Genomic DNA, 23464 nt, shown 5'->3' with positions numbered 1-23464 from the left:
ACCTCCTAAATAATATGATGCTTCTGCAATAAGGTTAACAATTTCTGACTATCATCTTGTTGAAAGGACAACATTTCTTGCACCAAGTCAGAATCTTGGCATAAGCCAATTAGTTTTTGTAACATATCAAGTTGCCCATGGGCCTCCTTAATTGCCAACATAATCACAATACGAACAGCTCCTTTTTCCTCTTGCGTCGCCATTTGAGTAAAGTAAACCGGCTCTTTCAAGGTCATCACTGCCAATTGTGTTTGGTTAACATAATAACTATCTGTATGTGGAATAGCTATGCCATAACCTTCAAACTGAAGTCCTGTTGGAAAACTCTTTTCTCTTTCAATGACGGCTTGGCTAAATCCTTCTTTCACAAAACCTTTATCAAAAAGTGCTTTTGCTAAGGTTCTTAAGACTTCTGTTTGATCTTTGTTTTTCTCAACTTGAAGAAAAACCAACTCTTCATCCATATCATGTCTCCTTTTCAAATAATGTTTTCATAAATAAATCCTCATCCTCCATCTTTGCCAAAGTATCAATAAAATCCCTATCATCAATTTTGGAATAAAGATAAATCAAAGCATCTTTGTACCTTTCTTCTTCACCTTCTTTGATTGCAATCAGGATAATTAGGCTAACCCAATTTGTCCCCCATAAGATAGGTTCTTCTAAGCTCATCAACATCAATTGAGATTGACTGACGTGTTCGGGGGCGGCATGTGGCAAAGCTACTCCTGTACAAACACTGGTACTTCCCATAGCCTCTCGTGCTATGATTGATGCTAAGTATCTAGGGCTAGCATTATTAACAGTGCTACCTTGCTCTACCAAAAAAGAAATAGCTGCTTCTTTATCTAATAGTTGTTGACGTAAATAAAGATTGTCATCCACTAGACTTCGAATCACTGAGTGGTTAAGGTGATGCTTATCATTAATCAGTGATAACATTTTACGATTACCGTCTCTTAACTCTTGGTAAGCCATTTGAATTTTCTCGGTTTCTTGTCGCGTTAAGAGGGGGCTAACTAAAATATAGTTTTGATTAACAGCTTCTAGGACAACTGAACTAATTAAGATATCCGCTTTAGCCACTTGTGCTTCAGTGACTTCTGATAACTCAATTTTCTTGAGATGATCAAAAGGTGAGAGCATTTGACGCAAGGTGTTCATAATCAATTCTGATGTGGCTAAACCATGAGGACAAACCACATAAATCACTAAAGGTTTTTCCAATTTTTCCACTGCAATTTCAAAGTAAATGGTCAAAAAAGCAATCTCTGCATCCGAAAATTGTAAGTCGTACTGATCTGAAACAATTTTAGAAGCTAACCACACCATATTGAATAAGATGGAATAGCGCTTTTTGATTTCTTCTGTGGTCTGGTTTTCAATTTTAATGTCATTTTTCAAACGATAAAGCATGGGACGCATGTGATTGGCAATCATATCTTGAAGATAAGAATCATTATTAAAATCAATCTCAGATAGGTCACTGACCTTGTCAATTAACTGAATAGCAAGACGCTCAAACTGACTGCCTGTATGATTCTCTTTGGTGTAACCAATCGATAAAATAGTAAAGGCTAGCTGAGTGATTTCTTGATCAGAAACTTCTTCCAAAGGGATTCCTAAACTTCGACTTAGCAAATCCCCTGCAAAAAGGTAGACTTCAAATCTTCGAATATCTTCTTCTATACCTCCTTTTGCCTTTTTTAAACCATAACCTAAACTAATTCGCGACTTAGCAATTAAAAGATCCACTAACAAATAAATTAAATGATTATCTGGAATAGTAAAAGCAACTCAACCTTCTCATCCAGAAAGAAAGTACTTAAAAATGTAAGCTCATTTTGTTTTGACTTAGCGTTTTGTGAGCCTTCAAGCAAGACATACCTAAGGTAATTACGTAGCTCTGTTTCTTCCCCTTCAAGCATGAGGCTACCATTTGCTCTCATTAATCGAATACCGTGAGTGAGTATCGTTTTCTCGAGTTTATCCAGATCTCGTCTAACAGAAGTTTCGCTCAAATAAAAATCTTCTGAAAGGTCTGCCACCACGAGGGCTTGAGTTTCTAAAAAAAGTTTTCTTAGATAATCTTTTTCACGTTCTTGGAAGTCCTTATTATTTGTGGTATCTTTCCAGTCAGTCAGCTGATTTTTTAATTTCTCTTTTTGAAAATAAGTCCCTTCTATTTTGATACCATGCCTAGGTAGGCGCACTAACTGTAAACCTTCCCTCTCTAAGAGAGTTTCTAATCTCTTTAAATCAGCATAAATGGTTTTACTTGAAACCTTATACTGACCGGCTAGAGCTTGACCGCTAACATAATCATTCAAGCCTAAAAGTTGGATTAAGACATTACGTTGTCTAATATTCATCATATCTCCCTTCAGGCTTCTATATTTATTTTATAGTAAGCGCTTACTTTTTTGAAACCAACTTCTTTCCACATTATATAGAGAAGAAATGGTAGATTTGCGAACAACCTTTCGAATCTATTCTTAATATATCAAAACTTTTTACTGACAAACAAAAACAAGCCTAGCATTTGGCTAAACTTGTTTAGACGATTAGAAACTGTTTATTTCTTCCTCGTAAGAAATAACTATTTTAAATAAGACAAACTAAAATAGTAAAGTAATCGAGTTAGTTGGTACCACAGACAGGGATCTAATCCTGTCTCTTCTTTTATGCGATTTAACCGATAACTAAGGGTATTTCGATGGATATGTAGCTTTTGAGAAGTCCTCAAATAATTACTATTTTCCTTAGCAAAAACGATTAAGGTTTCATAGTAATCGGAATAGATCGCATCTACCTTACTTAAAATATCATCATCCACACGCTCCGCTAAATCAAAAACAAACAAATAAGGAATCTCCTGGGCCTGAAAGAGCTGGTCGCCTAGTTTAAAGAAATCCGCCACCGACCAAGCAAGACTGGCTTCTTCTACAGCTTCTTTAAATAGAAGATTTGGCTTGACTGATAATCACTAAAGAAGTCTTCTGGCGAAGACGCCATTGCTCCTCCAATTGATGCGGAGTGATGGTGTCGCTCAAAAAGAAATAAAAGTCTTTGTAATGAAATAGAGCACAGTCACCGGCTAAGTCTCGAATCAGGTCTTTGTTCTGACTTAAGACACATCTATTGTCTACCAATAAATTTAATTGATAAAAAACTAAACCTTGACTAACTAAGCTATCACTGTAATTTTCCGAACTATTGTAGTCTAAGAGCTGATTCAAAAAACAGTTCTTTTGATTTTTCATTTTTTGGAGATAACGATAATCCTGCATCTCCTGAACTAGCAAATAAACGATTGAACTCACAATTTTAGTGAAGGGACCAACCTCATTTGGTTCTCCACTAATGCCAACCACACCAAGTAGCTCACCTTTGTAAACGATGGGCTCATTGGTTCCTTTTTTAGCATATCTAGAATCTTTAAAGACATCAATCCTATCTTTTGTTTTGATAGCTTGTTCAGCTGCATAATGCTGCTGTCTGATTCTTTTCTTATCACCACTTGCAATGATTTTCCCAAAACGATCCATGATATTGATATTGTAGGGAATATCTTCCATCAAACGATCCACAATAATCTGTGCTTGTGACTGGTCTAAACTTTGCATGATACCCTCTATTTTCTAACCCTAAATCATCTCTTTACCTTGCTCTTCACAACTCAACCCTAGTTTTTACTAACTATTCTTTATTATAGCATGCTTTTTAGGCTTGATGGATTTAGAACCCCATTGTCACTTCTTATGAAACGGAGGGATACCGAAGTGAATTATTGGTTGGCCACTAATAAGACACGCGCAATATTCTCTGCGGTTCTCTCAATATTTTCTTTGCCCTGTTTAAGCGCTTCTTCCAGGCTTCCTGTTTTAGACAGAATTCCGAAAATAGCAGTCATTCCTTCATCGTATAAAACGTCAACTTTTTCACCAATGTAGCCTGCACAAGCAAAGACAGGTTTCTGGTGCTTTTGGGCTAACTTAGAGATGCCATAAGGAGCCTTTCCAAATTTGGTTTGGAAATCCATGCCACCTTCTCCGGTAAAGACATAATCAGCTGCTTTAATATGTTCTTCTAGTCCTGTCACATCAATAACAATATCAATTCCTGGTCTTAAAGAAGCATTGGTAAAGGCTAGTAGTCCCGCTCCTAAACCACCAGCAGCTCCTGCTCCTGGAATCAGTTCAATATCAACTCCCAAGTCTTGTCTAATAAGAGCTGCATAATGCTTCAAGTTATCATCTAGTTGCTCAACCATCTCTGGATCGGCTCCTTTTTGGGGACCAAAGACTCTTGAAGCCCCTGTTGGACCTGTCAAAGGATTGGTCATATCTGAAGCAATGCATCTTCTAAACGACTGTAAAGGTTTGAGACATCAATATGGGCCAATTCTGATAAATAGCCACCACCAAAAGGAATCACTTCATGAGAAGCGTCAAGGAAGCGGGCACCCAATGCCGCTGCCATACCAGCACCGCCATCATTTGTGACGCTGCCCCCTATTCCAATGATGATTTTCTTAACCCCATAATCTAGAGCCGCTAAGATAAGTTGGCCAGTCCCAAAAGTGGATGTCTTGAGAGGATTTCGCTTTTCTTTAGATAGCAAGCCAATACCATTAGCTTTAGCCATTTCAATGACAGCCGTTTGACCGTCTCCTAGTAAACCAAAATAGGTATAAATCTTCTCTTCGGGAAAGGGACCTGATACTTGAACAGGAATTTTTTGTCCGCCTGTGGCATCAACAGTACCTTCACCTCCGTCAGCCATTGGTACCTGAACAATCTCGGCATCTTGCATGACTTTTTTAATTCCAAGTGACATGTGGTGGCAGACTTCTTTGGCAGACATGCTTTCTTTGAAAGAATCTGGTGCTAGTACAAATTTTTTAGGCATTTCGTCTCTCCTCCTAACCAAAGCTTGACAGTATAATCGCTACAATCGTCATAACACCACCGACACAGATTTCAAAAGGCATGACTTGTAAGCGTTCTTTAATGGACATTTTCATGCTATCCGCAGTGATATGGAAATAATTACCTTGAGGAACCCCATCAATAACAGTAGCTCCCGTATGAACCATAACAGCTGCTGATAAAGGTGCAACACCTGTATCTAAAATAGCATGTCCAAAGGATCCTGTGGCTAAAATGACTGCCGTTGAAGTAGAACCTACCGCCAGTCCCATCAGTACCCCTGAAATAGGAGCTAAAAAGCTTCCTGAAATACCAATGGTATCAATTAAATGCACTACCTGAGCAGACAAATCAGATGAAGAAATCAATCCTGCAATAGCACCTGCTCCGATTAAAATCAAAACCGTATCCGTTACACGCTTCAACCCTGCCGAAGCATAATCTTTTAATTTCCTACCATGCCCCATAGCTAAAGTTCCAATAACCGAAGCTAAAGGTAAAATATAAAGGGCATCAATTTTCAAATCCTGAATAAAGCCTAACTGCAACAGATTACCAATAGGATTGAGCAAGAGCAAGAAAATAGCTAACAAAGGTGCTACCAAAGCCTTCTTCAAAGGCATCAAGCTTTTCTCTTCAACAAGATCAATATCTTTCTCTAAAACTGGAATGCCCTTATGCTTAATCAGATTTGCCACCAAGACTGCCGTCAAAAGGCCAAAAATAGCAGGGATAAAACCGGCTAACATCACATCACTGAGATTTAAATGAAAACCTTCTGCCGCAGCAATTGTATTTGGATTAGGAGAGATAATATTCCCTGCCTTTCCGCCTCCAGATAGAGCAGTTAGTAAAGCAAGCTTACCAATTCCCGTTTGCTTACCAACAGATAGGGCTACCGGTGCTACAATTAGTACCGCTACAGGAATAAACACACCAACGGATGTGATAATCATAGTTGACAAGGCCAAGGATAAAATAGCCTTTTTCTCACCTAATTTAGTCACAATGGCATGGGCAATCGACTCAGCAGCTCCTGATTCCATCATGACACCCGCTAATAAACCAGCCGCCAAGACACGAACAGCCGTTCCCATGATACTTTGTGTCCCTGTAATCAAAATGGTTACTGTATCTGCCAGTGATACGCCACCAATCAAACTTCCTACAATTGCCCCTAAAAATAGGGAATAAACAGGATTGAGTTTTTTAAAATTAAAAAAATAGCCAACAATAAACCAAAGATAGCCGCAAACCAGGGAATTTCTATCGTATTCATTTATTAATCTCCTTATATTTTTGTTTACGCTTACATCTTATAAAAATAAGGACTATTTGGTAATTGACGAAATCACAAAATTATTTGTGCAAACATCCAAATGCCTTCCTTCTTCTTACGATAAAAATAAAAAATCCTAACAAAAGCTCGAACTTTTTTTGAATGACTCGTCTCTCAAAAACCTTATTTAGGGTCTTTGTCCATATTTTCCAATGCATACTGACAAGCTTGTATCACAAAACTTGAGAAAGTAACCTCTTTATTAACAATTACTTTTTCAATGGATGCTATTAATTCAAGTGGAAAACGAATTGTTTTTGTTTCCGATTCTTTTTTATCAGATTTTAGTTGAAATGCCATTTTTGTCTCCTATTCCACCCTTAATAGTAAGATGTTTTTGCCGGTTTGTATATATTTTTATTTGTATTACAAATTGTATTGAATAAGTATCGCATTTTTGTTAAAATAGCAGTAATTAAGCTATAAAGCTCATTAAAGGAGAGTTATGAGAATGATAAGAAAAAGCAGCCAGTACCTTTTGGCAAGCACCGCCATTTTAACAAGCGTTTATGTAAGCGCAAACACCATTCAAGCCGATACAAGCATTAGCACCAACACCCCAACCCTTTTAAGCACAAAAAGTCATCAAAGTAATCTTGATGAAGACATTCAAGCTCAAGAAGCACTTATCAAAGACTTACAAACACAAGTATCAGAAGCCCAAAAAGCGGTTGAAAAATCTGAGCAAACAGGTGCTGAAACAAACCCTAAAGAACTTGACGCCAAAAAAGCTGAAGTAAGTTCTGAAATAACAAAGCTAGAAAAAGAGATATCTACTAGCACTGATAACCTTACTGCTGAAAGAGATGAACTTGCACTTGCACAGGAAGCGTTTGATACAGCATAGCAAGTTTATGCATCTGCCGAGGCTGAACTTGCAAAAGTTAGTCACCCGAAAGAAGCAAGTAGGGTGGAATTAGATGATGATTATGCAAAAGCTCTAGCTACTAAAGGAGATACTGACTATTTTACAGATCTTCAAATGTTTGGACCAAGTAATACTTTTGAACTCAAAGAAAATGCTGGTGACTCTCGTTCTGTAGATCCTAATAAACTTTCAGATGACGATTTAATCGACTTATCAAATTATACAGCATCAATTGTCAACCAAATTCGTAACCAAGCTCGAAAAGCAGGTGCCAAGCTAAATGCTGGAAATGTCTTTGTCACTAACGGGGCCACTAAGTTCGCTAAAAATGTAGCTGACGGATATCGAAAAGATAATTTTAATTCCTTCGAAAAAGGTCATGATTATGATGACATTAACAATGCCGCAAGTTCAAATGGTTTACAAACAAGCCCAGGTAAAAACATCTATGAAGATGCGGGTATGGCAAAAAATTCTGATACTGATATGTTCACGTTGAAAGATCTTAAAGAACGAATTCTTCAATCTATCGAACATATGATGAATAATGATCATGATTCAAATTGGGCACATACCGAATCTTTAGTTGGCACAGGAATTTCAGGCGCTTATCTTGGAACAAGCCTTTCTCGAATTGGGAATGTCGTAACCGTACATATTCTTCAAGTAAGTGACAGTCAAATTCTTTCTGAGGCATCATTTGACAAAGCTAAAATTGACAATCCTTATCAAGGTGACTTCAGTGATAACTCAGGTATGCGTTCTCGTTTTGAAGCTGCTAAAGCTAAATTAACGGAGGCAAAAGAAACATTATCAAAAAGACAAGCTGAACTAAAAGCCGCTGAAGCTAAGAGCACTGAGCTACATGCTAAACTTGACCAATTAAAAGCCCTACAAATAAAACTACAGGCTACCGTTCCAACGGATAAAGCTATGCCCCTCTCCGTTGCTCATGAACGCAAAGCACAAACAGCTCAACTTTTGACAGAGTTGAAAGAGTCACTTGAGCTGGCTACTCAAAAGTTAACTAATCTCAAAGCAATGGCTCCTAAGGGTGATATGCCCGAAGTAAAAACGCCTATGGTAGATACTCCTGAAGTTGATAGACCGAAAATTGAAGCTCCTATAGTTGAAACTTCTAAAGCCAAAAAATCAAAAGCTGAGGCTCCTGAGCTTAAAGCACCTGAAGTAGACCTCGAATCCAAAACACAAAACAAGTCGACTCAATTATCACCAAGTATCCAAAAAACAACACAAACCCTTATGGCTAAAGGGTACCAACCAAAAGCGTATCAGGCACAACTACCTCAAACTAACGAGAAGAAAGCAAACCTGGTTTGGAATTTATTGGGATTATCCATCATATCTGCCCTAGCAACCCGCCTTTCAAGAACAACCCTCTCATTAAACAGTAAAAAACGATAAGGCTGATAGCCTTCACCTTTCCATACTAAAAGTCACTTTAACCTTTGTTTAAAAACATTGTGCTAAAGTGACTTTTTAAGTATGAATATTATAAGCCCGTCAAAATAAACCTGACTGCTCAAAAGCATTTATCTTTGACTTGGGTCTTCGTTTTGTGCTCCTTTTCCAGGAACCTGATTGTCTAGGGAATCTAAACTCGGGTCTTCATTCTGTGCCCCTTTCCCAGGAACTTTATTGTCTAGTGGATTCAGACTTGGGTCTTCATTCTGTGCATCCTTCCCAGGAACTTGATTGTCTAGTGGATCCAGACTTGGGTCTTCATTTTGTGCATCTTTTCCGGGAACTTGATTGTCTAGCAGATCTAAACTCGGGTCTTCATTTTGTGCATCTTTTCCGGGAACTTGATTGTCTAGCAGATCTAAACTCGGGTCTTCATTCTGCGCTCCTTTCCTAGGAACTTGATTATCTAGTGGATTCAGACTTGGGTCTTCATTCTGCGCATCTTTTCCGGGAACTTGATTGTCTAGCGGATCCAGGCTTGGATCTTCGTTCTGTGCCCCTTTCCCAGGAACTTGATTGTCTAATAAATCATAGGATAACTGATTTGCAGCACAGGTCGTATCGGCCAAAATGGTTGGAGACAGAGAAAAAGTTAATCCTGCTACCAAGGTAGCAGCTGACATTAAACAAATGCATTTCGATTTAGAGAATACCATAGGTTTCCCCTCCTTTAATGATAATTTTTAAAACTAATATAAACTATAAGCCAATTCTTATCATGTCGTTTCTCTCATAACAATCTCTTTTTTCAGCTAAGAATTGTTAAATTATCTCACAATTTGACTTTATTATAAATCAGACTGTTAACAAATGCAATTGAAAACCTTTCCATAGAGGTAATTCATTATAGGAAAACTTTTATTTGAAGACCTTCCAAGATACAAAAAAGAGAGAGCGGTTTAACACTCTCTCAAAATAGCTTTATTTATTAACATAATGGTAAATCAAAGAACCAATGATAAAAGGAATAATCAAGATATATTCTGCTAATTTTAGCCATACACGAGACATATCTTATCTCCTTTCTAAAAAATATAACTAAATTATGGCAAAATTATATATTTTATCAAGTGTTATTTTAATTTTTTAACCAAGAATGCATTTATTTGTTAATTATTTTTATTGTAAAAACAGAAAAATGGAACATATTTTACGGTTTTAGTATCCCACTGCTAACATTGGCTGGCCTTTTTTTAAGCAAGCAACCCTAACGTTTTTGCTATCATCAGAAACAAAAGTTTCCATGGCTTTCTTTGCCTCCTCTAATAGCTTGACTTCAACTTCTGGCATATTTTTTAAGGTTTGATAACGATATTTTAAATTAGCACGACGATAAGAAGTGATGTCAAAATGGCTTGGCCTAAAATCAACCATTTCTCCATCAAAGTCAACCGTTTGATGACAATCTGCCTTAAGGTAAAAAAGATTCTTAGCATAGTAGGACTTAAGCATTCTTTGGTCGCTTTTCTTAAGAGGACGGCCATTGACTAAGATAGTCACCTCTTGGCCTTTCTCAAAAGCCTCTCGCATCTCTAATAAATCAAGCGGTAGACCTTGTTCATTCACACAATACGTGTCGCTTGTAGGATCTAACATGATCCACTTTTGGAGCTGATCATCGAAAAGTTCTACCACAACATGACAATCCAAATCATAGGGACCAAAAGGCATCAAGTGCATTCTCCTTGCAGGAATCCCCAGGGCCAGCAAACATTCTTGTAAAATCTTAGACTTACTAAGGCAATTAATACCATGATCAGGCTGGTCTAAACTATAGTCAAGTAAAGCCATAGCCGTCATCTGCAATGCAACGTAGGCAAAGATATCCCCTTACTATCTAGAACCAATTTCTTGAGTTTAATATGAAATTGATTTTAATATATCGTTTTATTTTAGAGTCGTTTTAATTTTAATAACATACTAAACACAATAAATCCCTTAATACTTTTTCTTCACTTCATTCATCCACTTCGGTAAAATGGCTTTTAGTTTCATATTCAAAAGTAATTTTTTACCTTTAAATTCATTAGTAGCCATTTGTGGATCTAGAGTTTTACTGATTTCATCACCAAATGGGATATAATCTGGATTTTTGGCTGAATATTCATCAACTGAAGAAATCAGTAAGGCAGGATTGACTCCCCACTCACTTGCGAATTCTGTAATAACTGAATTACGAATATCCTCTTTCCACTCTGTAAAAGCTGTTGTGAAGTCTCGATCAGAAGAGAAATTTCCATCTGCAACTTCTTCATCCACAAATTTCTTCAAGAGTTCAGCTTGGTCATTTTGACCCATATTACTAAGTTCTTGAATCTGCTCATAAACAAGTCTCAAGGTTTCTGCGTCCAGTTGCTTAGTACCGTTAACGATAAAAAGATTTGAGCCAATTAGATTTAGGATATGTTGCGCGTCAATAACTTGCGTACTTTGTAATTTCGTACGACTAAAGAGTGGAAGGATAACTTCATCATCACCCCCACCATCTTCATTATCACCTTTCAAGTTTTTATAAGCACCGTAGTACATCATCCATAAATGTTCATCTATACCAAATCGATCATCATCCCACTCAAACTCATAATACTGACTCACTTTATTCAGCTGGCTATTAGCGTCAACAAAGACTTTGCGGTATTCTGTTTTAGCTTCTTCGTTATCTTTGATTAGAATCCAATCTTTTGATGGATCTTTCATCGTTTCTCGTAACGTTTTAACTTTGGAAGCAAAAGCTTCAACCGCTAAACTATACTTTTCAACAGTTACTCGACTATTTTTTCCGCCACTTCCATAAAGTTTCAGTGCTTGAGAAACATATTCTTCTGTCATTTTTGGCCATTGGAAATTAATGATACTACCAAATTCTTTATCTTTACCAAATACTCTATTTGTTCTGGAGTAAGCTTGTATCAGTCCTTGTAATTCTAATTTACGATCCACATATAGAGTATTTAAACGTTTGGCATCAAATCCTGTTAATAATTGATCGGCAACAATGACAAGATCAATATTTTTAGGATTACGACCGCTTCCTCCTCTTTTTACTCGTTCCGTTAGATCTTCAAAATAGAACTTCTCTCCCTTTTTATTATCACCTGGAATAATGTGTACACCAGTTATTTGTTCATAGTCTGCGAACATTTCTTCTTCAATATCTCTTGAAACATTCTCAAGGTCATTCTCATTTCCAAAGCTGAAAGTCATTGCAACATTAGGAACATTTTGATGATCTTCCCTTTCAGAAATTTGCTTTTTAAATTCCCTATAATACTGAATGACTCGTTCCTTATATGCCACTGTTAGCATAGCATTAAACTGAGCACCCTGAGATTGTTCATACCAATTATCAAGAATTTCCGTTACTACTCTAGGGATATGTGTTTGGTCTTGGTATGTAATTAGATTGGTCTTATGAGCCTCTTTTTCAATTTCCAAATCTGATAAAGCCTGAATAGAGCGTTCAAGCTCTTTTTTAGATTGATGTTCTTCTTTATCATTCAGTCTCAACTCTAGCAGTTTTTCCCGTAACTGTTCGTAAGAGGCAAATTCCCCAGTATTGAGATAATCAATGTGGAAACCTAGAACATTACCGTCAGCAATCGCCTCATCAATAGTGTACTGATGTAACAAGGGACCAAATAATTTCTCAGTGGTATTGATCAACTCACTCTTTTCATTGATCATTCCTCTAACTTTATTGTCATCAAATAAAGGTGTACCTGTAAAACCAAAGAACAGGCCATTTTGTTTAAAGTAGCCTCTTATTGTAATCATCATCTCACCCATGGTAGTCCTGTGGGCTTCATCAATAATAAAGACAAATCGTTTGTTTTTCAAGCTATCATCTTGGGCCTCATTCAATTGTTTAACAAGGCTGTTTAGTTTGAATGTTGTCGTCACAACAATTCCTGATCTTTTTGTTAAGGACTGTCGTAAACTTGAGGTATATTGGGTCTTATCAACCGTTACATTCTCGTAAGCAGAGTAAGCTGTGTAAGAATCAATTGTCTGTTTGTCTAAGTCTTTTCGGTCAACTAAAAAAATAACTTTATCAAATCCAGCACGTTGTGATAAGAATAGAGCTGTTTTATAGCTTGTGATGGTCTTACCCGAACCTGTCGTATGCCAGACAAATCCTCCGTGGGGAATTTTATCCTTATTATCATAGCCGAAAGCTGCCGATTCAATAGCTTGTAGAGCTTGCACTTGATAAGGACGCATCAACATGTGTCTGCGATTCTCTTCATCTTCTGCTTCATCAATAACTAGATAATCACCTACCATTTGATGAGCCATTGGGATCATTAAAAATTCTTTGACAACTTCTCGCCAATCTGACACAATACGTTGCTTGAATGCTTTTCCCAGATTACCTGATCTTTCAACTTCTTGCTTTATTGACCAATGAAAAACAAAGGATGGATTAAAATCTTTTAGAGATTTTAGAGTCGCAAAGTAACGAGTTTCAATTTCGGTTGTCACTACCATCATTTGCGAAAATGCCATGAAGTTATTAACATACTCACCATCTTTATAATAGCGTTTAAATTGACCAATAGCTTCATCTAATGATTTATCTGTTCGCTTTTGTTCAATATTGATGAGAGGTAAACCATTGATTAAAAGCACAATGTCAAAGCGATTCCCATTATCCGTCTGAACTTCTCTAGCTATTTTATAGGTTGATTCTCCACCACCAACTTGGGCTTTTTTGAAAATATCCAATGTGATTTGTTTGCGTGTCACATCGGGATGATTATCTCTGAAAATACCATCAATGCGTCCATTTGACTGTTCCATTGATAGGAGTTTAGAAGCTTCATAACTATTATTAATTTGATTAACTTTGGCCATGACCTGTGAGAATTCGCCATCCGTTAGAGGAACTCCCTCAAGACTTGAGGCATTCAACCGATTTAATTCTTGTCTCCAATGATTGATCAGGTCATCGACAGTAACTTTATATGCATTGCCATTTAATTCTTCTGGTGCAACCCACTTATATTTTACTAGTTCTTTGACAAAATTTTCTTGAAAAATTTGTTCTGAGGCATCTTTAGGTTTATTGCTCATAGGCAAATACTCCTTTGTCTGTTATCTATATAAACATTTCTTCTAGGAATGCTTCTTTCGTTTTCTTTAGCTTGTCTAGCTTACGCTGATGAAGAGAGATGAGACTGTCTAGGGATTGGAAAAATTGGCCAAGTTTTTCCTGCTCAGTCAGTGAGGGAATAGAAATGGATTGTTCTCTGACTAAATCAGAATTAAAATTTACTTGACTACCTGGTTGTCCATATTTTGCCCACATAGGTCTAAACATTTCTAACAACTGAAACATATACTCTCTATCAAATTTTGGATTCATAAAAATTAAGAATCCATCGTTTACTCCCGTCTTAACGTAGTTCACAACTGGTTTTCCAACGGTAGCTGCAATACTCAACAATAAATGTGGTTCACGCAATACACGAGTTTTTTCTTGGCCTAATTCAGAAATTTTCTGCTCCAAGTGATATATTCTTCCATTCTGTTCAGTGACATCAGAAATTCGTAACCAACCAACTTCAGAATTAACATCAAACCATTTTGGATCTTGTATCGGTCTCGGACTTGCTCCTCGAACAATTTCTGACAACTCCCCCAATTTCCGCTGTTCCCAAGGTTCAGTAAATCCTGGGAAACGTCTTTTAGGAACATCTTCACCTTCTTGAGGAAACATCTCTGTTAAGTAAGCTTCTTTTACTTTTTTTAATTTATCAAGCTTACGCTGATGAAGAGTGATGAGGGTATCAATAGATTGGAAAAATTGTCCGATTTTTTGTTGTTCTGGCTTGCTTGGAAGTGAAATTGGTGGTTTTTTCCACTCTCTATAGTATATGTACCCACAGTACCTATACCGGCAACATTTTTTATATATTTCTGAATTAAATTCCCAATGAAAGAGTAATATAAAAAGTTTCCATCAATAGTTTTTCCATTTTTAAACCAGATTATGTTTCCATCTTTGAAATAGACGGGATCATCATTTTTTATAAGCATTGGAACTCCAATTGACCCAACACCTGTGACTAATAAATCACCAATTTTAACTTTTCCTGAAATTCTAGAATACTCTTCATACTTTTCTTCAGAAATGTATAAATTATCCGTAGTTTTTTCTCCTTTATACTCAGCAACGATATCTCTTGCTCTTAAAAATCTAATTCCAAAATCTCTCCAATCCGATTGTAGAATTCTTTTTACTGACGTTACATTAATAAGTTCCCCCAACTTCCACTGTTCCCAAGTGTCAGAAAAACCTGGAAACCGTCTTTTAGGTGATTTAGTAGTTTCTTGTATCATTTAGTTCACCACCAGTTCAGAAAAAAGTAGTTCAAATTCGTTTTCTAAATTCGAAATCTCTTTATCTAAGTCATTCAATGTCAATCCATAGCGATCATTTAGTATAGATAAAACTTGTAACTCCTCTTTAATTGGCTTTTTAGCCAAGGCAATCAGTTGTTCAGTTAGATCCCCAAACCATTTCTGATAGAGTAATGCGTCTGCTTCTTCATTGGTTAACGTAATAATCTTTTCAAATATAGCATCTCTTATCTCCGAACTTTTTTCTTTGATCGTTTTGTTTAAAGCTGTTTTTTCATTTCCGTATGAAAGAATACGATTAATTAAATAGTAACTTTCACTTTCTTTTTCAACGATTTTTAACTCTGCTTTCAGTAACTTATTATCAAAGTTATCTTGTAATTCACCTTCTTTGTCTCGCTTCAATAAGTCAAACAGGATATTATACTCATCGCTATCTTCTACTTTGGCATTTTCAACAATCTCAGCGAGGTCATTATCAATTTGTGACACCTTTTCTTGGTAGTCTGAAATCTCTGAAACCACATCAGTAAAAAGGACATGTTCAATTAGTGCATTAGGGATAATTTTTCCAATCCAACCATCTTGAGCTTTCTCCTTCGCTTTACCTTTCAGTACCATATTGGGTTCACGTAAACGGCTAGTTTCATAGAAACCACTTGAAGCGATCAGTTCAATATCATGATTCAGAGAATTATTCCAAATATCAGCTACCAATTGGTAACCTTCATATGTATCGACACCATCAAATTGTCCTAAAATATCTTTAATTTCGGATAGCATGGATTCTCTGAAAGCTATTAGATCAGATTCAGGATTAAGGCCATGTAATGCTTTCCAACACTTCTCAATATAAGACTCTGTATCGTCTTGAATTTTAGAAAATTGTTCTGTCAATGATTTATCTGATAAAATCGTTTCTTCCAAATCGTCAGTAGATACTGTCAGTTGAACATAACCTGGTCTGATGTCTCTAATAGCATTCTCTAAAACATTTGGTACAAGATTATTCAACGTTGTCAACTGATTGATATTATGTCTTGGAATACCTCCATTAATATGAGCCTCAACATCTTGAGGTATTTCTTTGTCTATTGATTCAACATAACGTGGAATATTTAGATTATAGTCATTCGCAACAATTTCTTTTCGATTTGCAAGGTGACTAAATCCTTCCATTTCAGAACGCTCAAGATAAGTATCGACTATACGAGCGATATCATTATCTTGTAGCACATTTTGCTTACCAACTTTGATAAAATGATTAGAAGCATCAATCATTAAAACAGGATCATTTAACTCCCTGTTTTTCTTCAAAATAAGAACACAAACTGGGATACCCGTGTTCGTAAAGAGATTTCCTGGTAAACCAATAACAGTATCTATTAAGTTTTTTTCAAGTAGTTTCTGACGAATTGCTCCTTCAGAACCACCACGGAAAAGTATTCCGTGTGGCAAAACAATGGCCATTGTCCCTTTTTGACTTAAATGATATAAACCATACCCGTGGTGCTAGTTAATCTCAAAATACAATAAAAAGCCCAAAAGGACTATACTGTAAGTGCCTACACAAACAGGAGGTTAGTCCAAATGAGCCACTTACAGTATACAGCTAAATCCCATCACTTACAATGGAATATGCGTCAATTATCAAAAATTTGTTCTCAGTTTTATCAAGATTATTGTCCGGAAGACTTCAAACACCGTCGTAACGTCTGTCTGTCCAAAGTTTCAGACCAATCTCTTCTAGTTTTACTGCTATTACAAGCTGAACTAGGTATTAAATCACAACGTCACTTTTATAGGATTTGTCAGCTATTTCCCTGCGGTACATTACTAGAAAGAAGTCGCTTTAATAGGCGTGCAAGACAGTTGATTTGGCTGGTTCAAGTGATTCGTCAGGCAATGAACACTCAAATTTCTCCCAATACCATTGTTATTATAGACAGCTTTCCTTTGCCACTTTGTCAATCTATTCGTAACCACAGGGTCAGACTTTTCAATGGGATAGCTAATATTGGTTACACCGCCTCTAAACATATGTGGTTTTACGGTTTTAAGGTTCACATGCTAGTGACCTTATCAGGCTACATTCTGAATTATGTTGTCAGCCCAGCCTCTGTTCATGATATTAAGGCAGTTTACGAGTTGCTAGAAAGGTGTGAACAATCCGTCATTTTAGCAGACTTAGGTTACCTTAACCGTGAGCTGAAAGATGAGTTGAAGCAAAATGGCTATCACCTCTGGACTCCCTTGCGTCAAAATATGGAAGGGGCTAAACAGCATAATCATTGGAAACTAATGGCTATGAGACGAACCATTGAGACTAGATTTTCAGAACTTTGTTCCCTTTTTGATATGGAACGAACACTGGATAGGGGCATGACAGGGCTGCAATTGAGGATTGAACAAATCATACTAGCTTACAATTTGAGATATTTTGAAATTAACTAGCACCATGGGTAAACCATGTAAAAGAAAAGCAAAATCCCCTTTAGAATCTGGCGGAAGCGTTCCGACCATTTCAAACCGTGGATCACTCACTTTTAAGTTTGAACGATTCCAGTTTTTAACCGAATAGGGTGGGTTCATAACCACCGCATCAAATAGCACACCTTCATTTGGACGTTCTGGATCTTCTGGCCAATCTTGTGACAGAGTGTCACCGTTTTTGATCTTCATCTTTTCCGGACGTGCGCCATGTAGAAGAGGATTCATTCGAGTCAAGTTGAAAGTTGCTGTATTCTTTTCTTGACCATAATAATCAAGACTCTTTTGTACTGTTACTGGTAAATGTTTTTTTACAGTTAATAGTAGCGAACCAGATCCAACCGTTGGATCGTAAATAGATGTCATGTCCTTTGTTTTTGAGACAATTTGAGCCATAACTTCACTGACTTGACGAGGTGTGTAAAATTCTCCAGCTTTTTTACCAGACTCCATAGCAAACTGACCAATGAGATATTCATAAGCATCTCCAAGAACATCATCCTTTTGGAGAGAAACCATATCCAAATCTTCAAAAAGTCTAATAAGAGCAACAATATTTTTACTACGTTCATTTAAATTACTACCGAGTGCCGTATCACTCAAGTCTAATGTTGAGCTGGCAAAAAGTCCTTTAAAATCATCTGAATCTAGAGATGTGTTGGCAATTTTTTCAAATTCATTTAAACTATCTGCTACTTTTTGAACGGCAAAGGTACCTTCATCCATATCTTTAATCCATTGTTGATAAAGATATTCTGGTTTTACAAAGTAGCCTAGATCCTTCAGGATCATATCCTCAATGTCATCACCAAGCTCTTCACGTGCTTTAGAATACTCTTCTAGTACATTGTCATTTTTACTTAGTCCAGCATTATTGGCAAAAGTTTCTAATGTTTTATCACTCAGAAATTTATAAAACATCAAACCTAGCATGTAGTCCTTATAGCGTGATGCATCCATTGACCCACGAAGCTCATTAGCCCCATCCCATAATCGTTTTTTTGATTTCTTCTGATGTAATCATTTATTGTCCTCTGTTATTGTGATAATATCCTCAATATTGACGGATAGTGTTTGGCAAATTTTAACAAGTGTTTCAAGCGACACAGGTTGATTTTTTCCCATTTTGGCGATTATGTTGGAACTTAATCCAGCATCTTTTTTTAATTGTGATTTATTCATCTTACGATCAATTAACAATTTCCACAACTTATCATATGAAATCGGTAGCATAGATGCTCCTTTCACTTTTAATATAGTGTTATTATATCATGAAATCGTGAGGTCATATCAGGATAGTAAAAATTTGTACTCGATTGAAATATATAAAAACAAGTCATTTCTGACTTGTGCATTGCTTAATCCATAATTCTTCTCTCTCCTACATACTCATACTTCCTCACTTTCCATTTAGCTTCAGTCGCATCCACATTAAAGACAAAGTAATAATCACGATTATCTTTGGCATTCTCTTTATTTAATTTAAAATAATTTCTTTCCGATTTTGCCATGGTGAGTAATATATCATCTGTTAAAAATGTCAAAGGTACTTTCATATTAGAATATTTGTAGAAATCCTCTTCAAATTTGAGATAACTCTCTGACATATAATCCAACTGTAACTTATCTTCATATAATTCTCGTCTAGTCATAGGCAAATTCCTCTAATAATTAAATATCCAGAATATTTTCAATTTCTATCCTGTGATACTTTCTTCCAGTTTTGATTACAATATTTTCTATATTTACTTGAGTGACCTGCACCCGCAACTTTGGGGCATACAATTGACCAAGGAGAGTTAATTTATCAATTATGGTCAACTCGGACAAAGATTCATTAATATAAATCTTAAATGCAAAATTAATTAATAAAGGCATAATAATCAAAAATACTAAAACAAAAACACAAAATTGTCTCCTAATTTTTTTGACTAAAAAATTCAATTATCAAGTTAAACAATCGTTATAACTCCTAATAAATAATAATTCACTTTTATAACAATTTTTATATGTAATAATTATAAAAGAAAAAATTTCCCAATTATATAATTACATTATACAAATAACACCCATGGTGCTAGTTAATTTCAAAATATCTCAAATTGTAAGCTAGTATGATTTGTTCAATCCTCAATTGCAGCCCTGTCATGCCCCTATCCAGTGTTCGTTCCATATCAAAAAGGGAACAAAGTTCTGAAAATCTAGTCTCAATGGTTCGTCTCATAGCCATTAGTTTCCAATGATTATGCTGTTTAGCCCCTTCCATATTTTGACGCAAGGGAGTCCAGAGGTGATAGCCATTTTGCTTCAACTCATCTTTCAGCTCACGGTTAAGGTAACCTAAGTCTGCTAAAATGACGGATTGTTCACACCTTTCTAGCAACTCGTAAACTGCCTTAATATCATGAACAGAGGCTGGGCTGACAACATAATTCAGAATGTAGCCTGATAAGGTCACTAGCATGTGAACCTTAAAACCGTAAAACCACATATGTTTAGAGGCGGTGTAACCAATATTAGCTATCCCATTGAAAAGTCTGACCCTGTGGTTACGAATAGATTGACAAAGTGGCAAAGGAAAGCTGTCTATAATAACAATGGTATTGGGAGAAATTTGAGTGTTCATTGCCTGACGAATCACTTGAACCAGCCAAATCAACTGTCTTGCACGCCTATTAAAGCGACTTCTTTCTAGTAATGTACCGCAGGGAAATAGCTGACAAATCCTATAAAAGTGACGTTGTGATTTAATACCTAGTTCAGCTTGTAATAGCAGTAAAACTAGAAGAGATTGGTCTGAAACTTTGGACAGACAGACGTTACGACGGTGTTTGAAGTCTTCCGGACAATAATCTTGATAAAACTGAGAACAAATTTTTGATAATTGACGCATATTCCATTGTAAGTGATGGGATTTAGCTGTATACTGTAAGTGGCTCATTTGGACTAACCTCCTGTTTGTGTAGGCACTTACAGTATAGTCCTTTTGGGCTTTTTATTGTATTTTGAGATTAACTAGCACCACGGGTAAATAACATATTAAGGTATCAATAAACACTTTTTCATTAATATGAAAATTTATTAGGTCGGTGGAGTGACACAATTTTATACAAAAAAACACCCCATGGTGTGAACCATGAAGTGCTGTAAATGCTGTAATGTAGCTGTTCTTAACGTTTAGAGAACTGGCTAGCTTTACGAGCTTTTTTAAGACCTGGTTTTTTACGTTCAACCATACGTGCGTCACGTGTAAGAAGTCCAGCGCGTTTCAATGAATCGCGGAAGTCTGGGTCTACTTGTAACAATGCACGCGCGATACCGTGACGGATCGCACCAGATTGTCCACCGTATCCACCACCAACAACGTTAACAAAAACATCGTATGAACCTTCAGTTGATGTTACTGCAAATGGTTGGTTGATAACAAGACGTAAGTCTGCGTGTGGGATGTATTCTTCAACATCTTTTTTGTTGATAGTGATTTTACCAGTACCTGGAACCAAACGAACGCGTGCAACAGCGTTTTTACGACGGCCAGTACCTGCATATTGTGCTTGTGCCATTATATAATGCTCCTTTCCTCTTAGATAAGTCCTGAGATGTCAAGTACTTCTGGTTGTTGTGCTGCATGTGTATGCTCAGCGCCAACGAAGACTTTCAATTTCATACCTTGTGCACGTCCAAGAGTGTTATGTGGAAGCATGCCTTTAACTGATTTTTCAATCAAACGAACAGCATTTTTAGAACGAAGTTCACCAGCTGTGATTGATTTCAAACCACCTGGGTACATTGAGTGAGTGTAGTAAACTTTATCAGTTGCTTTTTTACCAGTTAATTTAACTTTTTCAGCATTGATAACGATCACAAAGTCACCTGTATCAGTATGTGGTGTGAATGTTGGTTTGTTTTTTCCGCGAAGTACGCTAGCAACTACTGCAGAAAGACGTCCAAGAGGTACATCTGTTGCGTCAACAACGTACCATTTGCGTTCAACTTGGCCAGTTTTAGCCATAAAAGTTGTTTTGTTCATGATTTCTCCTATACGAATTCGTAATATTTGTTTACAGTTGTTGGTGGGTGTTCCGTCCCACGCAAAGGTATTTGGAAGGTTCCGGGGCCTTTCAAATGGGGTAAACAATACCGTCTACTATCATACCAAAGAAAGAGTGTTCAAGTCAAGTTATTTTACACTCTTTTTCTTATTTTTTAGCATTTTTATAAGGCTCTTTTAGCTGACATGTTCTTAGTCTTCTTCTGCTTGCCAAAACAAATCGTCTAAGGTTTTATCTAACACTTTACAGATAGCAATACATAAGTTAATAGTCGGGTTATAATCGCCTTTTTCCACTGCTGCAATGGTCTGTCTGGAGACTCCAACCAAATCAGCTAAGGCTTGCTGGGATAAATCTTTTCCTGCACGCGCAGCCTTTAATTTCAAATTTTTCACGGTGTCCCCTCTTTCTAGTCTTATTTTTTAAAGAAGAGAATCTTTGTTATTCAAAGATTTCTCGTCATCTTTTGCAAATCATTGATAAACATAAGTATCTGTGAGGATGTTGTGTATCCTAAATAGAACAAAAGGACCTAATATGTGCTTGAAGATGAGGAACCAAAACGGCTTTCTACTTCCTATTACTCCTCCTCATTAAACCGGCGACGACCGATGACAATCGATACTCCCATAGCTATCAAAGAAACTCCCAAACAAAACATGCTGGCTGCGCCGCTATGTCCAAAGACTTGAGCTAATCCAGAAGCTTTTGTCATTGCCCAAATCGCGCCTAGACTAGAAAGTAGGCCCAATAGGATGGTAGGAAGGGTTATGATCTTTCCAATATGGCCAAAACGTTGATCAACAAACGGTGACGCTCCATTAAGATTAGCTGATACAGTGCTCCCTGTATACATAGTTAAGAGAGCCATGAACTCAGCAGAAACGGTTTCTGACCAAAAACGACCCAATACACTCTGAACCCAAAGTAAGAAAAGTATAGTCCAAAAGCCATACTGATAGCTTTTTGAGACTAGAAGTTTCTGACGTTCATCATAGACAGGTGTTTTTAACAGCTTTTGCACATCCTTATCCTCAGTGCATCCAGCCTCTAATTTGTCTTGCATTTTTTTAGCCGACTTAAGTCCCCAAAGTAATAAGATCAAAATGATCACTAATAGAAGACTAGCTATACCACAAATCTTCTGTTGAAAGGGATTTTGAGCTGTACCGGCCGCAATGAGACTAACAAGAGCCATAGGACCTGTGATCCCAATAGCAATCCATTGATTTTTAACGATATTTTGCTTCTTCATCTTAAGCCCTCCTTATGACTTGGCTTGCGCCAGCTTATGCTAACCTTATCCAAAATGCACTAATCGTTTCGATAGCTTTAGTTTACAACTCAGTTGTCATTTTGTCAATTATATTTTACATTTTGTTTTGTATTTATGACAAAAAAAGAAACTCACTTGGAGTTCCTTCTATAATTCATCTAAAAGTTCTTGTAATTGAGATAACTGTCCTTCATCCCAAGGTCTGAGTTTGGGCTTGGTCAAATCAATCTGTTTAGACATTTTATCTAAATCAGATTTGACGGTATTGACTCGCTGCTCTAGTTCGCGCGCTGAGACCCTTAAGGCTCCTTGTGAGAAAATGGTCCACTGCTCATTGAGGTCACTGGTCGCTACTTCTACCATTTGAAGAGCTGTGTTGAGCTCTGCTGCGCTTCGTTCGATATAGGCATCTGCCGTCTCTTCTTCTTCAGTGAAAATGACTGAAATCTTATAGTGATCATAGCGCTGACGCAATCCAGGAACATACTGGGCATCAAAGACACAGGTAATCTCAATATTCTCAAAGTGCGCGTAATTATTAAGTTTACGCAACAATACTTCTCTAGCGTCATCTAGACGATTGGTTTTAAATAATTGACGGGTTTCTTGCCAAAAAGCAATCATATTGTAGCCATCAACCAATAAGAGTCTTTTTTTCAT

20 protein-coding genes and 5 pseudogenes are annotated in these 23464 nt (G+C 36.8%); 3 read left to right on the top strand and 22 right to left on the bottom strand.

Annotated elements, in window-relative coordinates:
- Positions 1-5: 5 nt before the first annotated feature.
- The 8 genes and pseudogenes from STRIC_RS09420 to STRIC_RS12460 all read right to left on the bottom strand — a co-directional run bounded on the left by STRIC_RS09420 (position 6) and on the right by STRIC_RS12460 (position 6570).
- Positions 6-464: a PTS sugar transporter subunit IIA gene (locus STRIC_RS09420; protein WP_008090117.1), complete on the bottom strand. Its 459-nt coding sequence runs from the start codon at positions 462-464 to the stop codon at positions 6-8.
- A 1-nt stretch (position 465) separates the two neighbouring features.
- Positions 466-1755 carry a BglG family transcription antiterminator gene (locus STRIC_RS09415; RefSeq protein WP_234944210.1) on the bottom strand — a complete coding sequence of 430 codons (1290 nt, stop codon included), beginning with the start codon at positions 1753-1755 and terminating at the stop codon, positions 466-468.
- Positions 1756-1766: 11 nt separating this feature from the next.
- Positions 1767-2372 carry an HTH domain-containing protein gene (locus tag STRIC_RS12750; RefSeq protein ID WP_008090369.1) on the bottom strand — a complete coding sequence of 202 codons (606 nt, stop codon included), beginning with the start codon at positions 2370-2372 and terminating at the stop codon, positions 1767-1769.
- 227 nt (positions 2373-2599) lie between these two features.
- Positions 2600-2920, bottom strand: coding sequence for a helix-turn-helix domain-containing protein (locus STRIC_RS12915; RefSeq protein WP_083835441.1), 321 nt, complete (start codon positions 2918-2920; stop codon positions 2600-2602).
- 34 nt (positions 2921-2954) lie between these two features.
- Positions 2955-3626 (bottom strand): sugar diacid recognition domain-containing protein, encoded by a 672-nt coding sequence (locus STRIC_RS09410; protein WP_008090380.1) that lies wholly within the window; start codon positions 3624-3626, stop codon positions 2955-2957.
- Positions 3627-3787: 161 nt separating this feature from the next.
- Positions 3788-4911, bottom strand: a pseudogene (locus tag STRIC_RS09405) (glycerate kinase family protein).
- A gap of 13 nt (positions 4912-4924) precedes the next feature.
- Positions 4925-6210 (bottom strand): annotated as a pseudogene (locus tag STRIC_RS09400) (GntP family permease).
- Between the two features lie 183 nt (positions 6211-6393).
- A complete protein-coding gene (locus STRIC_RS12460; RefSeq protein ID WP_008089945.1) occupies positions 6394-6570 on the bottom strand; it encodes a YlcI/YnfO family protein in 177 nt (58 codons plus the stop codon).
- Between the two features lie 151 nt (positions 6571-6721).
- On the opposite strand from STRIC_RS12460, the gene STRIC_RS09395 reads away from it, so the two are divergent.
- Positions 6722-7117: a hypothetical protein gene (locus STRIC_RS09395; protein WP_008089943.1), complete on the top strand. Its 396-nt coding sequence runs from the start codon at positions 6722-6724 to the stop codon at positions 7115-7117.
- A gap of 21 nt (positions 7118-7138) precedes the next feature.
- Positions 7139-8563: pseudogene (locus STRIC_RS09390) on the top strand (SEC10/PgrA surface exclusion domain-containing protein); the annotation flags it as partial.
- A 128-nt stretch (positions 8564-8691) separates the two neighbouring features.
- On the opposite strand, the gene STRIC_RS09385 reads toward STRIC_RS09390, so the two are convergent.
- From STRIC_RS09385 to STRIC_RS09360, 5 genes and pseudogenes are all read right to left on the bottom strand, one after another.
- The gene (locus tag STRIC_RS09385; protein WP_008090335.1) at positions 8692-9279 is read right to left on the bottom strand and encodes a hypothetical protein; all 588 of its coding nucleotides are present in this window, start codon (positions 9277-9279) and stop codon (positions 8692-8694) included.
- Between the two features lie 502 nt (positions 9280-9781).
- Entirely contained in the window at positions 9782-10414 is a 633-nt protein-coding gene (locus STRIC_RS09380) for a hypothetical protein (RefSeq protein ID WP_162097590.1), read from the bottom strand.
- A 147-nt stretch (positions 10415-10561) separates the two neighbouring features.
- Complete coding sequence (locus STRIC_RS09375) at positions 10562-13696, bottom strand: type I restriction endonuclease subunit R (RefSeq protein ID WP_008089776.1); 3135 nt, start codon at positions 13694-13696, stop codon at positions 10562-10564.
- A gap of 31 nt (positions 13697-13727) precedes the next feature.
- Positions 13728-14342, bottom strand: a pseudogene (locus STRIC_RS09370) (restriction endonuclease subunit S); the annotation flags it as partial.
- 623 nt (positions 14343-14965) lie between these two features.
- Positions 14966-16471, bottom strand: a pseudogene (locus tag STRIC_RS09360) (N-6 DNA methylase); the annotation flags it as partial.
- A gap of 105 nt (positions 16472-16576) precedes the next feature.
- Here STRIC_RS09360 and STRIC_RS09355 point away from each other — a divergent pair.
- Entirely contained in the window at positions 16577-17440 is an 864-nt protein-coding gene (locus STRIC_RS09355) for an IS982 family transposase (protein ID WP_008088535.1), read from the top strand.
- Here the strand turns inward: STRIC_RS09355 and STRIC_RS09350 are convergent.
- The 9 genes from STRIC_RS09350 to STRIC_RS09305 all read right to left on the bottom strand — a co-directional run bounded on the left by STRIC_RS09350 (position 17405) and on the right by STRIC_RS09305 (position 23464).
- A complete protein-coding gene (locus STRIC_RS09350) occupies positions 17405-18436 on the bottom strand; it encodes an N-6 DNA methylase (RefSeq protein WP_008090128.1) in 1032 nt (343 codons plus the stop codon). The two genes, STRIC_RS09355 and STRIC_RS09350, sit on opposite strands and share 36 nt — an antisense overlap.
- Positions 18437-18496: 60 nt before the next feature.
- Positions 18497-18709: a helix-turn-helix domain-containing protein gene (locus STRIC_RS09345; protein ID WP_008090360.1), complete on the bottom strand. Its 213-nt coding sequence runs from the start codon at positions 18707-18709 to the stop codon at positions 18497-18499.
- Between the two features lie 125 nt (positions 18710-18834).
- Positions 18835-19128, bottom strand: a complete 294-nt coding sequence (locus tag STRIC_RS09340; RefSeq protein WP_008090232.1) for a DUF5960 family protein — start codon at positions 19126-19128, stop codon at positions 18835-18837.
- Positions 19129-19553: 425 nt separating this feature from the next.
- The gene (locus STRIC_RS09330; protein WP_008088535.1) at positions 19554-20417 is read right to left on the bottom strand and encodes an IS982 family transposase; all 864 of its coding nucleotides are present in this window, start codon (positions 20415-20417) and stop codon (positions 19554-19556) included.
- A 229-nt stretch (positions 20418-20646) separates the two neighbouring features.
- Positions 20647-21039 carry a 30S ribosomal protein S9 gene (rpsI, locus tag STRIC_RS09325; protein ID WP_008090296.1) on the bottom strand — a complete coding sequence of 131 codons (393 nt, stop codon included), beginning with the start codon at positions 21037-21039 and terminating at the stop codon, positions 20647-20649.
- 20 nt (positions 21040-21059) lie between these two features.
- Positions 21060-21506 carry a 50S ribosomal protein L13 gene (gene rplM, locus STRIC_RS09320; protein ID WP_008089677.1) on the bottom strand — a complete coding sequence of 149 codons (447 nt, stop codon included), beginning with the start codon at positions 21504-21506 and terminating at the stop codon, positions 21060-21062.
- A gap of 213 nt (positions 21507-21719) precedes the next feature.
- Entirely contained in the window at positions 21720-21923 is a 204-nt protein-coding gene (locus STRIC_RS09315) for a helix-turn-helix transcriptional regulator (protein ID WP_008089784.1), read from the bottom strand.
- A 185-nt stretch (positions 21924-22108) separates the two neighbouring features.
- A complete protein-coding gene (locus STRIC_RS09310) occupies positions 22109-22783 on the bottom strand; it encodes a hypothetical protein (protein ID WP_008089843.1) in 675 nt (224 codons plus the stop codon).
- 168 nt (positions 22784-22951) lie between these two features.
- Positions 22952-23464: an NYN domain-containing protein gene (locus STRIC_RS09305; protein ID WP_008089838.1), complete on the bottom strand. Its 513-nt coding sequence runs from the start codon at positions 23462-23464 to the stop codon at positions 22952-22954.

Origin of the sequence: Streptococcus ictaluri 707-05, assembly GCF_000188015.2 — a bacterium.
GTDB classification, from domain to species: domain Bacteria; phylum Bacillota; class Bacilli; order Lactobacillales; family Streptococcaceae; genus Streptococcus; species Streptococcus ictaluri.
The sequence above is the reverse complement of the archived record's forward strand: the minus strand, read 5'-3'. Positions and strand labels throughout refer to the sequence as shown.

Excerpts from the sequence above, each read along its gene's own strand:
- STRIC_RS09420 (WP_008090117.1), bottom strand. The coding sequence starts at position 464 with ATGGATGAAGAGTTGGTTTTTCTTCAAGTTGAGAAAAACAAAGATCAA.
- STRIC_RS12750 (WP_008090369.1), bottom strand. The coding sequence starts at position 2,372 with ATGAATATTAGACAACGTAATGTCTTAATCCAACTTTTAGGCTTGAAT.
- STRIC_RS09410 (WP_008090380.1), bottom strand. The coding sequence starts at position 3,626 with ATGCAAAGTTTAGACCAGTCACAAGCACAGATTATTGTGGATCGTTTG.
- STRIC_RS12460 (WP_008089945.1), bottom strand. The coding sequence starts at position 6,570 with ATGGCATTTCAACTAAAATCTGATAAAAAAGAATCGGAAACAAAAACA.
- STRIC_RS09395 (WP_008089943.1), top strand. The coding sequence starts at position 6,722 with ATGATAAGAAAAAGCAGCCAGTACCTTTTGGCAAGCACCGCCATTTTA.
- STRIC_RS09385 (WP_008090335.1), bottom strand. The coding sequence starts at position 9,279 with ATGGTATTCTCTAAATCGAAATGCATTTGTTTAATGTCAGCTGCTACC.
- STRIC_RS09380 (WP_162097590.1), bottom strand. The coding sequence starts at position 10,414 with ATGGCTTTACTTGACTATAGTTTAGACCAGCCTGATCATGGTATTAAT.
- STRIC_RS09375 (WP_008089776.1), bottom strand. The coding sequence starts at position 13,696 with ATGAGCAATAAACCTAAAGATGCCTCAGAACAAATTTTTCAAGAAAAT.
- STRIC_RS09355 (WP_008088535.1), top strand. The coding sequence starts at position 16,577 with ATGAGCCACTTACAGTATACAGCTAAATCCCATCACTTACAATGGAAT.
- STRIC_RS09350 (WP_008090128.1), bottom strand. The coding sequence starts at position 18,436 with ATGGATGCATCACGCTATAAGGACTACATGCTAGGTTTGATGTTTTAT.
- STRIC_RS09345 (WP_008090360.1), bottom strand. The coding sequence starts at position 18,709 with ATGCTACCGATTTCATATGATAAGTTGTGGAAATTGTTAATTGATCGT.
- STRIC_RS09340 (WP_008090232.1), bottom strand. The coding sequence starts at position 19,128 with ATGACTAGACGAGAATTATATGAAGATAAGTTACAGTTGGATTATATG.
- STRIC_RS09330 (WP_008088535.1), bottom strand. The coding sequence starts at position 20,417 with ATGAGCCACTTACAGTATACAGCTAAATCCCATCACTTACAATGGAAT.
- rpsI (WP_008090296.1), bottom strand. The coding sequence starts at position 21,039 with ATGGCACAAGCACAATATGCAGGTACTGGCCGTCGTAAAAACGCTGTT.
- rplM (WP_008089677.1), bottom strand. The coding sequence starts at position 21,506 with ATGAACAAAACAACTTTTATGGCTAAAACTGGCCAAGTTGAACGCAAA.
- STRIC_RS09310 (WP_008089843.1), bottom strand. The coding sequence starts at position 22,783 with ATGAAGAAGCAAAATATCGTTAAAAATCAATGGATTGCTATTGGGATC.
- STRIC_RS09305 (WP_008089838.1), bottom strand. The coding sequence starts at position 23,464 with ATGAAAAAAAGACTCTTATTGGTTGATGGCTACAATATGATTGCTTTT.